Origin of the sequence: Yersinia intermedia (genome assembly GCF_900635455.1) — a bacterium.
In the GTDB taxonomy this organism is placed as follows: Bacteria; Pseudomonadota; Gammaproteobacteria; order Enterobacterales; family Enterobacteriaceae; genus Yersinia; species Yersinia intermedia.
Genome location: NZ_LR134116.1, coordinates 778,744 through 791,401, shown reverse-complemented (window position 1 = coordinate 791,401; position 12,658 = coordinate 778,744). Strand labels below are relative to the sequence as shown.

Sequence of the window (12,658 nt, the reverse complement as noted above, 5' to 3'; positions counted from 1 at the left end):
AACAACTTCCCTCTTCCCTAATCCTTGTACATATACAGTCCGAGGAGAGGGGAAGACGGGAAGATCAGAACTTGAGTTGGATTTTATTTATCCCGAGGATGTAATACCTGTTGGTTAAATAATGGCAATTATTCTTTGACCAGATCATTATATTCAATAATTTTTAGCTGCCACTCAGTTGTTCACTATGAGTTAAAACCGTGACACTGTTATTTAGAAAAGCCCGCTTTCTAAGCTGCCTGTACGTTTTAACCGGAGAGAAAACTTACCCTTAACGACTATTTGCAACAGTGCCGGTTTTTGTACGATTACCCTCCCTCTATGTCTACTCAACCGGCCCCCCAAAACGCCCCCCCCCTTCAAAACCGATTCTATTATCAGGGTGGTAGTTTGGCGTCAAAGCAACAGAGGGAATGTTGCACTTGCAGTGTCCTGAATGGATTGGCTGTAGGCAGGATCGCGTTTTGTCAGCTCTGCAACGATAAACTCCACCAACAACATTGCGCCAACTTTAGCCGGAAGCGTACCAGCGTTGAGTGGGCCTTCGGGCTTTGCCGCTACCAATAGCGTATCGGCCAGTTTGGCCAAAGGACTGCGTTGGGTGTTACTGATAACTATTACCCGCGCTTGGCGCTGTTTAGCGAGCGTTACTGCGTGCAAAATGTCTTTGGTGGAACCAGAGCTGGAAATGGCAATCAGCATATCATTCAGGCCCAGTGAAGAAGCATTCATCGCCGCACGGTGCATGTCGCTGAATAGCAGGGCTGGTTTACCCACACGCAACAGTTTGTATTGCAAGAAGTCACCGATAATCGCGCTGGCCGCTACGCCATAAATCTGCACTGTTTCTGCCTGATGCAACGCCTGCGCAGCCTGTTGTAGTGCTTGATGATCAAGTAAGGCTCCGGTATCACGCAGCGCTTGTACACTTTCTTCTACCAAGTTTTCCGTAGTGCTCAGATTGGAGGCGATCTCTGGTTGGCTTTGCTGTACGCACAGCGCCAATATCATTTTAAATTCGGTGTAACCTTTGCAGCCCAAATGCCGGCACAGACGGGTCACGCTGGCCTCACTGGTGCCACTCTCGCGGGCTAATTCAGTGATGGTAAAGTAGATAACTCTGGATGATTCTTCGATGACAAAATTCCCAAGTTTTTGCAGCGTAGGGCTGTAACCGGCCAAATCTTGTCTGAGGCGTAATAACAAATTTCCAGTATTCATCAAGTTACCCTTCTGATTATTCCTGTTTCTATTGTGACGGAAAGCCTTCATCTCCCGCCAGCTAAATTCGCTAATTGTGAAATCCATCATCCTTTTGAAAAAAATTACCTAAATTATATTTAATTTGTGGTAATAATTTTTACCACAAAAATAATTTAAGCGGGGGATTTATGTCAAAGTTAGAGGGGACACAGTCAGGAGGCTGGTTTGAAAAAGCTCAGCTTTTTGGTAAATCATTTATGTTGCCTATCGCCGTTCTGCCAGCAGCCGGGCTGCTGCTAGGGATTGGTGGGGCGCTTTCCAATCCGAATACCGTCGAAGCTTACCCTTTCCTGAATGTCGGTTGGCTCCAAGGTATCTTCATCGTTATGGCCAGCGCGGGTTCTACCGTGTTCGCCAATCTGGCGGTGCTGTTTGCCGTGGGCGTGGCTGTGGGGTTGGCAAAAAGTGATAAGGGCACTGCTGGGTTAGCATCATTAATTGCTTATCTGGTGATGAATGCCACCATCAACGCCTTGTTGAAGATTAACGGTTCGTTGGCAACGGATAATCTCGGCGCGGTGGGACAAGGGATGATCTTGGGGGTTCAGACACTGGAAACTGGCGTATTCGGTGGGGTGATTATCGGGTTAGTGACGTGGTATTTGCATAATCGCTACAACAAGATTGCTCTCCCGCAGTTTCTGGGTTTCTTTGGTGGCTCCCGCTTTGTTCCCATCATTAGTTCATTGGCGGCGATTGGCGTGGGGGGATTGATGACCCTGGTTTGGCCGCACTTCCAGCAGGTAATCTTTGGTTTGGGCGGTCTGGTGGATGCTACCGGTTATGTGGGAACCTTCATCTACGGTTTTGTACTGCGCATGCTTGGCCCCTTTGGCCTGCATCATATTTTCTATCTGCCTTTCTGGACGACAGCTCTCGGTGGCAGTGAAGTAATCAACGGGCAACTCGTGGAGGGAACACAGCGTATCTTCTTCGCACAACTGGCCGACCCCAACACGCAGCAATTCTACATCGGCACCGCACGCTTTATGTCTGGCCGCTTTATTACCATGATGTTCGGCCTGGTTGGCGCTTGCCTGGCGATGTATCAAACCGCACGGCCTGAAAACCGCAAACTTGTTGGTGGGCTGCTGCTTTCTGCGGCGCTGACCTCTTTCCTCACCGGGATCACTGAACCTATCGAATTCTCATTCTTGTTTATTGCCCCGGCGCTGTATGTGGTCCATGCGGTATTTGACGGTCTGGCCTTTATGCTGGCCCATATTCTGCACATCACCATAGGCCAAACGTTTTCCGGCGGTTTTATCGATTTTATTCTATTTGGTGTTTTGCAGGGGGAAGCCAAAACCCATTGGATGTACGTGCCATTGGTCGGTATCCCCTGGTTCTTCTTGTACTACTTCACATTCCGTTTCCTGATCCTTCGCTTCAATTTCAAAACACCGGGGCGCGGTGATGATGCAGCGACAGAAACGGCACCACCTGGAACAGCACGTGCGCAGCATGTTCTGACAGCATTGGGTGGTAAAGACAATATCGTGGAACTGGATTGCTGTGCCACGCGTTTACGCATCACGCTGAAACAGAGCAAGTGTGTTGATGAAACAGGATTAAAAGCCACTGGCGCACGTGCAGTTATCATTCGCGGCAATGGCGTTCAAGTGATTTACGGCCCACATGTGACCATCATTAAAAATGAAGTAGAGGAGTTAATGGATTTATGAGTGTGTCGATTTTGCAGCAAATTAAAGGAAAGTTGGTGGTGTCTTGTCAGGCTCTGGAGCATGAACCCTTGCACAGTGATTTTATTATGTCGCGCATGGCAGTCGCTGCCGAACAGGGAGGGGCCGCGGCGATCCGCGCGAACAGCCTGGAGGATGTGAAAGCCATCCTCCGTTCGGTCGAGTTGCCAGTGATTGGTATCATCAAACGGGATTATCCAGGCAGTGAGGTTTATATCACCGCGACGATGACAGAAATAGATGAGTTGATGATCGTAGCACCACAGATGATTGCCTTGGACGCCACATTCCATCAGCGACCAGGCGAGCTGCAGTTACCGGAACTAATCGCAGCGATTCGAGCCAAATATCCCTCGTTACTGCTGATGGCAGATATCGCTACCCTGGAAGAGGCAACACATGCCAACTATCTGGGATTTGATTGTGTGGGGACTACGTTACACGGTTATACCAAAGAAACCGCAGGGCAAAAGCTGGCTCAGGAGGATTTCCGTTTTCTACGTGAAGTGTTAGCCGCAGTTGACCTGCCAGTGATTGCAGAAGGCAATGTGGAAACACCGGAAATGGCTGCTCGCTGTCTGGCTCTGGGGGCGCACGCGGTAGTAGTAGGAGGCGCGATCACTCGCCCTCAGCAAATTACCCGTCGCTTTGTGGCTGCAATCACGGTCTGAGTGAAGGCACGGTGGGGTGTACTGACAATAGTCTGATCCGCATTTCACCACTGGTGACGCAACATTTTAAGTCAGGCTGCGTATTACAAAGTGAGTCTCGCGCTCCATGCCGTAAATGTTTACTTAACAATCATGAGCCTGATTGAAATGCAGGCTCATGATTGTTATTGGATGTCATGGCGTAACTATGGAGTGAACTCCTGTCAGTACCCCCTCAGGGCTAAGCAGTCGGGTAACCATCTGACCCCGGCGTTCTTCACGTTTAGCGATTAACAGCCGATAACCGTTCTAACTCAAGGTGTCTGTTACTATATCAATATCCTCGGCTTCAAATTGAAGTACAGACTTTCATAAATAAACCCAGCCAATAAAGATACCGCCTCAAGTATGACGGATATATAACTCTATTCTGAAACACGATATATACCTAGCCTATTAATCCAAGATAATTCCCAATTAACGTCCTACACCATACAAGATATATCTCATATAGCAATTCATCGCGAACACTCAGCTTTCTATTAAATTCCATAAAACGGTCAGCCACTTCGTGAGCGTATCTATTTGATTAATTTCATCCATATTGATTTTAATTAATAAAAATCCATCTTACTCTTACTTTTTAGCTAAAAAAACAGTAGCATAAGCACAATATTGGCATCTCCCCAGATACGTTAAAAATTTTATCTTCTGAAAAGTAAATAACTTTAAGCATTTGTGGGTGGGCTTTATTTTAGATTAATAGCCAACAATGATGATTTCCACAGAGATGAAACCATCTTTAAAGTTATTTATCTAATTACAGGGATTGTTGACTCCGTAATGGCCATGATATCGATCACACTATGGTGTAAACCATTATAGTTGCGTCAACCGGTGACCTCTCTATTAATGTATTTTTTCTTTTATAAAATTCAAAAAATATTCAAGACGAGTATTTCTGGAGTGTTGCAATAATGAAAAAAAGTATAGCACTTGTTACTCTTTCCCTGTCTTTAATGGGGTGTCAAAACGCGACTCAACAGTCTGCATCGCAAAAACCGGCACCGGGATCGACTTCTGTTACACAACAGGCCCCAATAACCCCACCATCTTCACCTATTGGGCATCAATACCAGACGGTAAGCAGCCAAGTTTCCCCGTCGCCATCATCAATTAACTCGACGACGGGTGTTGCTCGCGAAGAGTATGACGCCATTTTGGAGCCCTGTCTGAAAGAGTTGAGAGCATTGCAGCAGGTTAAACAAACCAAATTTATGGCTCGCAGTGCAGAGCTGAACCATTTATTGGGCGAAGCCAAAACCTATATAAAAGTACGAAGCAGCATGAATGGCGAGATGACAACCATCCTCGATTCTGCTTTCCAATATCGCATTGCCAGAACCTGTAATGATATCAGAGTAGACCTGACTCACTCTCTCTTGGAACGTATTGAGAAAAATTGATTGTTAAATAGAGACGTTGAGCCATTAGGAGATCAGGTATGAATCGAGGGACATTGGCCTTAGCTATCGCTATATTGCTATTCAGTAACAGCGCTTTAACAGCAGAGACAAATTCAAATAATGAGTCAGAGCCCCTTTCCAGACTCTCCGATATTTTACAGCAACGGCACGATGCCCTTTTTGGAACTATTGAGCAGTTAGACATTCCGCCCGCTAATTATGATCATGAGGCCGTTCGTGATTCAGAATATTCTCGATCGGCTCAACCAAGATTACAGAGTAATACACGATCCTCAAACAGTACGACTCAACTTAAAAAGCAACTTGCGAAAGTACAAAGCGCTGCGCAACAGCAAAAGGTTAATGCTGAGGCTCAAGAAAAATCCTATAAAAAATCTCAGCAGCGATTATCCGCGCAAATTGCACAATTAAAGCAGCAACTTTCCGAAGCACAAAAACGTCCGGCAGAAAGTAGTTTGCGCCAAGTTGGTGAGCAAGTAAGTGAAAGGATTCGTTCTGTTTGGGCGAATATTCAGAAACCTGATAATACGAACAGATCTTCAGGTAATAATCAGACCCAACTCACGGCTCAGATTAATGAATTAACGCAGCAATTGACCGCGGCTAAAAATCTCAATGCTCAACGACAAGCAGACCTCGATACCCTGAAGCTGCAACTGGCCGCTGCCGAGAAAGCCAGCGCTGATAAGCTTGCCAAGGCAGACAGCGCCGCCAAGGCCAAAGACGATCAAAGCCAGAAACTGACTACCCAGATCGCCGACTTGCAACAAAAGCTTACCGATTCTGAAAAAAGTGCCAAAGAGATGCAGGCGCAAACTACCGCGCTGATGAAAGATGCCGACAGCGGCAGCAAAGAGATGGCAAAACAGCTCGACGCCCTAAAGCTGCAACTGGCCGCTAGCGAGAAAGCCAGCGCTGATAAGCTTGCCAAGGCAGACAGCGCCGCCAAGACCAAAGACGATCAAAGCCAGAAACTGACTGCCCAGATCGCCGACTTGCAACAAAAGCTCAAGGACACCGAAAAGAGTTCATCTGAGTTACAAACGCAGGCGGAGAACAACCGCAAAGAGGCAGCAACCCAAATTGCCATGCTACAGAACAAACTTAATGCAGTTCAAAAACGTGATGCTGGAAAGCAAGAACGTATAGATGCACTAAGTCAGAGTTTGGACAGCAATAATCTGCAGCTCAACATTAAAATTGACACATTACAACAACAGTTGGCTGCCGCAGAAAAAACGAGTGAAGAACAAAAATCGCTAATGGCGGTGCAAGAAGTAGAAAGTAAAAAACGGGTTTCACAAATCGAAGCTCTGCAACAACAGTTAGCTGATAATAAAAAGTCGCAAGAACAATCTGCTGTGCAAACTGTTGCAGCGAATAAAGGCCCGTCAGCAAAACCAGTAACCAATGCAGAAAAACAAGCCTATGCCAACGGCATTATGTATGCCCGGCAATTAAGGGAAATCAACAATCAGCAACAGCAAATGGGGCTGGTTCTTGATAACAGATTCCTGGTCAGTGGATTCAACGACGAGATGAATAAACAATCGAGTATGAGCAGCAAAGATCTCTCTGCCGCGCTTACTACATTTAATAGTACCGTCGATAAAAAAATGAATGAGCTGGCAACCAAATCAGAGAAAAGCAGTAATAGCTATCTACAGGAGTTCAATAAGAAAAAAGGCGTGAAGAAGAGCCCTTCTGGTTTCAGTTATCAGGTTGTTAGCGCAGGAAACAACAAGAAAAATACGGGGAACGGACCGTTACGTATACAACTTAGAGAGTCATTATCAACAGGCGTAATTGTTAGTGACACTGATAAGCTAGAAGACAAATCAATCACCATTTACTACGAACAGTTGCCTCCACTTCTGCAAGAAGGCATCAATATGATCGGTGAAGGGGGGTTTGTGAAGATCGTCGTTCCTGCGCAATTAGTCTATGGGGATGCAGGTTCACCACCGTTGATTCCACCTAAATCAACGTTAATTTACGACCTTAAAAGACTCGCCCCCTGATCTCATGCGCAAACGAATAACCTTGGCATTGAAAAGTGCTGCGTGGGCTTAGCTAAACGCATTACCCACGCACCCAGGTCGCAATTATCCGGTTCATTACCAACTAATAGGATGATGCGAGCTCTTACAAATATAGTCATACAGGCGTTGGGTATCTTCCAATGAACAAAGGCGAGTGCCAAGATTAAGTGTTGCCGCGCTACCAGCGGCAACACCAAAACGTACAATCTCAAACAGGTCGGCACCCTTTGCCAGTTGCAGTGTCATCGCGCCAACCATACTGTCCCCTGCCCCAACGGTACTCATCTTCTTCACCGGAGGGGGCACGATTTGTACCCAGTTATCACGATCAACTGCCAATGCTCCCTGTGGCCCAAGCGACACTACTACTCGCTCGGCAGCGCCACGATTAATCAATTCCTTAGCCGCATGGCGTACATCATCAGGATGCTCCAACTCCCGCCCAATAAGGGCCGATAGCTCATTCTGATTAGGTTTTACCAAGGCCAGCCCACCCAAATCTAAGCTCGCTTTTAACGCATCGCCAGAGCTATCAATGATGCACTGCAATCCCATCGCTTTAGCCTGCTGAATCAAGTGAACTAATTTTTCAATGCCGGTACCTGGCGGTAAACTACCGCTAATAACCAGAATCGATCCTGAAGGGATGTTTTGCACTTGTAGTACCAGTAGATCAAACTCAGCATCGCTTAGTCGTGCCCCTGGCATAACAAAACGATACTGTTCACCGCTGTTGTCTACGTGGACATGCATATTCTGCCGTGTCCAATCCTGGGTTTTCAGCGTTCTCGTATCAATACCCTCCTGATCAAGCAATTCTTTCAAGTGCTCCCCTGTTGGGCCACCAATAGGAAAAATTGCATGAGCTTGACCACCAAGGTAAACAACGGCACGGGCGACATTAATGCCACCACCACCCGGTTCAAAAATAGGTGCCGTACAGCGTAGTTTGCCTTCAGGATAGATTTTAGGCGTCGTCGTTGCACTGTCTAGCGAAGGGGATAATGTTAAAGTGAAAATCTGAGTCATAATACAACCTTCCTTTTCGGCTTTTACTTCGCAGATTCAGCGAGTAAAAATGGAAATTGTGTATTGGTTACGGACTTAGAACGACCACATTAGCAACCAGAAAGCTCGATAAATGATTTACCGTAACCTCAGTAAATACAGTGACTATTCTAAATAAAGCACATAATTCAGGGCGTCATGGTATTAAGATACAATTGAATAATAGGCTTTATTTATCATTTTATCTGATAATCACGGATAAGAAATGTGATTAGTCGTGATGTTAACATCAGTGAAACTGAAATCAGGTTATGTGCTATCGAAAGTCACGACGAGGCCTGAGAGAGTTGTCATCGTTGTAGTTTACTCTACAGCAGTTACCCGCCACCGCCCGAAAATATTAATAAATTGAATACGAACCTTTTCCTGCGGATTTTGCACGATACATAGCTATATCTGCATGTGCTAACAATTCATTTCCGGCGGCCTCTCTACCCGAACAAATCGTTGCACCAATGCTAATGGACAGATGTATCTCGATCTCCCCAAGGCAAACCAATGCGGACAATTGCGATAATACGTTTTCGCAGACTTGCTTTACTTGCGCCTCAGGATCAGACAGATTTGAGAGTATAACGGTAAACTCATCACCCCCCAGCCGAGCCAGATATCCCTTGGACATTAGCGTTTCAGACAAAAGATCGGCAACTGCCATTAATACCAAATCGCCAAAATCATGGCCTTGAGTATCATTGATCTTTTTGAAGTCATCGAGGTCGAGGAACAATAACGCCATGTATTGACCCGCTATTGCACTGCTCTCAATACTTGATGCCAACTGGCGTAAAAAAGCCCGACGATTAGGTAATCCGGTGAGTATATCGTGATTAGCTTCATAGTCAGAACGTTGTTGCAATGCTTTAAGTTCGCTGATATCCATCGACAGAATATAGAACCCGCCATTATCACAAGGTACCAACGTGGTGCGAACCAGCATCAGCCCCGAACGCGGGCGAAGTTCATTTTCAAAACTGACGGTATGCCCATCTAAGACCTTCTCAATCATTGGCTTGGCGTTGCAATACGCTTTATCTCCCATAAAGTCTCTAAGGCACATATTCTTGAGCGTTGCCTCATCAAAACCAAACCACTTCATAAAAGTGTTATTGGCGAACAGATAGACTTCGTTAGCATCAACCTGGCTAATAAATGCTGGCATGTTATCTGTAATTGCGCGTAAACGTTCTTTTTCTGCATTGAGTAGGCTTTGAGCCATAGTCCTACTCTCAATTTCAAGATTGAGTTTATCAACTACGGTATTTAGCTCTTTGGTTCTTAGCTCTATCCGGTCTTCAAGTTCACCTTGCAAAGCATACAGATCCGCCTCAACTTCTTTACGTTCAGTAATATCGACGATTACTGTAATGAAATGACGGGGAGAACCATCAGATTGGCGACTTAATGCCACAGACATTTGCACCCAGACAATTTTTCTGTCTGAGCGGAAAAAACGTTTTTGCATTGAATAGGATGGGATACTGCCTGCCAATAATTGATGTAGCAGTTTCAAATCAGCATCCAGATCATCTGGATGCGTAATATCCTGGAAGGTCAGTGCGAGTAATTCATTTTCAGAATAACGTAATATTTCATGAAGTCGCGAGTTGCCTCTTAACCAGTAACCATTAAGGGAGACCAGAGCCATCCCAACTGCCGCCTGAGAAAAAGTTTGCTCAAATAAGGATTCAGTACACTTCAGATTAGACTCTAAACTCTCAGTGTAAATTTTTCGCTCAACGCAGTGTAAGTACTCTTCAACAATTGCAGAAAAATCGCATAAGTCGGTAACATCTTGCGGCGAAAAAGCTCTCGGCTGGTGAGCAATCAGACATAACGTCCCCATTGGCAAGCCTTTGAGGGATAGCAACGGCTGTCCGGCATAAAATCGAATATGGGGATAACCCGTAACGAGAGGATTATCACTGAAACGCAGATCCGTCAGTGTATCGGGGACAATAAAAGTCCCCGACTGCAAAATAGCATGCCCACAAAAAGAGATATCTCTTGCTGTCTCTTGTACCTCTAATCCAACACGCGACAGAAACCACTGACGATCGCGGTCAACCAGAGAGACTAACGCAATTTCCACACCAAAAAACTTAGCGGCAAGTCGAGTCACTTGGTCAAGATTTGTCACGCCAGTGGCGTCCAACACAGACAGCGAATCCAGAGTTAACTGTCGCAGAATTTCATTAGTAGGAATATCTGGTTTAATCATCGTCAACACTCCAGTCATTGATTTGACTCGGACATGATCAAAGATTCAACAGTGTCCTCCATTAGATTTTTTGCTTATACGATAATATGTTACAGATTCATATGCTCATAACTAACACTATCAATGATGGAAGAAGTCAATATCAGTCACAATACTTCTAAAAATTGAATTTAAAAGATAAAGAGGATGACCTGAGTCTTGAAGATAACGTGGCACCCCATGTTATTCAGTAGACGAAGAGTGGCCAGATCACAGGCCACTCTTTTGCACTTAAACCATCAACTCAAATAGCCCATAGCTCAATTCTTTGTATCGAACCAAGTCTTCCATTGTGGCACTGCGCTAGCAAAGGTTCCTCTATGGGTCGTCGGGCCTGTTGATATCGCTTCTACCAAGGAATTGCCTGACCCCATTGACTGAGCATAAGTCATCGCCATCCGCCCAACGCCGACCGTTATCGCCTCATCACTCTCCCCATAGTAGTTATGGACTGGGGATTTGATAACCCACCGATAAGATTGAGCAGAACTAATAAGCCGGCCAAAGGTTGAAGCTGCAAAAAATTGAGGATCGAAATATTCCGCGCGAATAAGCTTATGCAAATCGACGGGAATATCGTCAGCATTGAAAGGTTGACGTTCGTAAGCCTTTTTAGCTACGTCATAATACTCATCATTAATCAATGAATGCGCTAACCCAGGGACACCGTAGTAGTTTTCATAAGCGAATGCCGACAAAATCATTATACTATTCAGCCAATTAGCATCAGACTTTCGTGGAAAAACCAGAAAACCTTCCATCAAAGCAAAGACATCAAGTGGCGCACTGGCCGTGGCGGTGCCCTGCACTGGAACCCCGATATTTTCTAGCTTTTCAAGTAACGCCATAGTCACAAAACCGCCTTGCGACCATCCGGCAAGAAACAAGTTTTTGTTTGAAAGCCCCATCTGCTGTAACACACTCTGGGCAGCAATAAGCAGATCATACGTAGCTTGTTGATGGCTCCCTTTAACCATATATCCTTCGGGTTCTGACGAGATCCCCAAACCAAAATAATCAGCGCCGATAACCAAATAACCTTGTCCGGCAAACTGTGCAATCATCAGTTGCGTTTCTGGTGACTCTTCAGGAAATGAGGGCACCTGATGTTTACCGTAAACAGTGCCATGTTGATAAGAAACCAGGGGAAATGATTTATCGGCTGTCACTGGGACGGCAAGCAAACCCGATGTAACAGTAGGTTTGTTGCCTTTTTCGGGAATAACTGAATGGTAAGTAACCCGATAAAGATTAACCGCATTACGTGCTTGGGTGTATTTAACGTCAATACCTGAAAATTTTGGGGTATCAGTATTGAGGATTTTATTCAGACGTTCAACATCCCAACGGCCAATAAGCTCATAGGTAATACCATTAGATACCTGGATAGGTTGGTTATTTATTTGCTCTGAATAGGATGGGAAAATCCAGAAGGCCAGCCATAAATACGTGAAATAATGGAGTAGCTTCAACATTGAGTCTCCTTCAAATTAATTGTTTGATTATACGTATCATTACAGAGAATAATTTAAGCATACCCTAATGCAAGTAACGGGTTTATTTACTTGAAGTAAATCGTTCTTTTCATCCTCAAACTGCATCTTTGCATACTTTATTTGATGAATTATGGCGCCCCCAACAGAGCGTTAGCTTTTCTTTTCAAAGAACAGTGTCACTTTGGCGACTTCAACGCCAAATTTGCGCAGTGATGTCTGGTTAAATAAATGAGTATCATCCTGGCGGTATAGCCAGTCATCAAAGTGCAGTTTTATGCTGCTGTTATCTGTTTTCACGTCCATGTCATAACGCCAGTTGAAAGCATTACCTGCGGTATAACCGTGGGCCACGCCGATGATATCCCCTGCGGTTCCCTGATAGCTGCCATCAGCGTTTCTGATGATGCGCCAAATACGCGTCTGGCGCTCGCCATCATCAAAAACAAACTTCTCGTTGAGCGTCAGGGTATTGCCAACAACATCCCCCTGGATTACCACCTCAAAACGGCGGGTCTGCTTATTCTGATAATTCTGCAACATTCCCCAAGCGCGGGTTTCGCCGCTGAAGTAGCCGAACAAATCGAAAGTAGGTTTATTGTTTTGATAGTCATTGATATCGGCACTGCATCCAGCCAGTACAAACAGGAAAGCCAGTAGTAGGTTTTTGATATTCATCAGATACCTCCAATCAA

General features: G+C 45.3%; 9 protein-coding genes and 1 pseudogene. 4 read left to right on the top strand and 6 right to left on the bottom strand.

Annotated features, from left to right (window positions below; all coding sequences use genetic code 11):
- Window positions 1-396: 396 nt before the first annotated feature.
- Complete coding sequence (locus tag EL015_RS03600) at window positions 397-1,224, bottom strand: MurR/RpiR family transcriptional regulator (protein WP_032907332.1); 828 nt, start codon at window positions 1,222-1,224, stop codon at window positions 397-399.
- A 167-nt stretch (window positions 1,225-1,391) separates the two neighbouring features.
- On the opposite strand from EL015_RS03600, the gene EL015_RS03595 reads away from it, so the two are divergent.
- Complete coding sequence (locus EL015_RS03595) at window positions 1,392-2,948, top strand: maltose/glucose-specific PTS transporter subunit IIC (protein ID WP_032907300.1); 1,557 nt, start codon at window positions 1,392-1,394, stop codon at window positions 2,946-2,948.
- Window positions 2,945-3,637, top strand: a complete 693-nt coding sequence (locus EL015_RS03590; RefSeq protein WP_032907301.1) for an N-acetylmannosamine-6-phosphate 2-epimerase — start codon at window positions 2,945-2,947, stop codon at window positions 3,635-3,637. Before EL015_RS03595 ends, EL015_RS03590 begins: the two co-directional genes overlap by 4 nt.
- 174 nt (window positions 3,638-3,811) lie before the next feature.
- Here the strand turns inward: EL015_RS03590 and EL015_RS22065 are convergent.
- Window positions 3,812-3,922 (bottom strand): annotated as a pseudogene (locus tag EL015_RS22065) (glyoxalase); the annotation flags it as partial.
- Window positions 3,923-4,593: 671 nt separating this feature from the next.
- On the opposite strand from EL015_RS22065, the gene EL015_RS03580 reads away from it, so the two are divergent.
- On the top strand, window positions 4,594-5,082 hold the full coding sequence (locus tag EL015_RS03580) for a hypothetical protein (protein WP_032907303.1): 489 nt from the start codon (window positions 4,594-4,596) through the stop codon (window positions 5,080-5,082).
- A gap of 38 nt (window positions 5,083-5,120) precedes the next feature.
- Window positions 5,121-7,124, top strand: coding sequence for an FKBP-type peptidyl-prolyl cis-trans isomerase N-terminal domain-containing protein (locus EL015_RS03575; protein ID WP_005189929.1), 2,004 nt, complete (start codon window positions 5,121-5,123; stop codon window positions 7,122-7,124).
- Window positions 7,125-7,220: 96 nt separating this feature from the next.
- On the opposite strand, the gene pfkB is transcribed toward EL015_RS03575, so the two are convergent.
- From pfkB to EL015_RS03555, 4 genes are all read right to left on the bottom strand, one after another.
- Window positions 7,221-8,174 carry a 6-phosphofructokinase II gene (gene pfkB / locus EL015_RS03570; protein ID WP_005189932.1) on the bottom strand — a complete coding sequence of 318 codons (954 nt, stop codon included), beginning with the start codon at window positions 8,172-8,174 and terminating at the stop codon, window positions 7,221-7,223.
- Between the two features lie 379 nt (window positions 8,175-8,553).
- Window positions 8,554-10,431, bottom strand: a complete 1,878-nt coding sequence (locus tag EL015_RS03565; protein WP_032907304.1) for a diguanylate cyclase domain-containing protein — start codon at window positions 10,429-10,431, stop codon at window positions 8,554-8,556.
- Window positions 10,432-10,730: 299 nt separating this feature from the next.
- On the bottom strand, window positions 10,731-11,945 hold the full coding sequence (locus tag EL015_RS03560) for an alpha/beta hydrolase family protein (RefSeq protein ID WP_005189939.1): 1,215 nt from the start codon (window positions 11,943-11,945) through the stop codon (window positions 10,731-10,733).
- A 171-nt stretch (window positions 11,946-12,116) separates the two neighbouring features.
- Window positions 12,117-12,641 (bottom strand): DUF3833 domain-containing protein, encoded by a 525-nt coding sequence (locus EL015_RS03555; protein WP_005189942.1) that lies wholly within the window; start codon window positions 12,639-12,641, stop codon window positions 12,117-12,119.
- Between the last annotated feature and the right edge of the window lie 17 nt (window positions 12,642-12,658).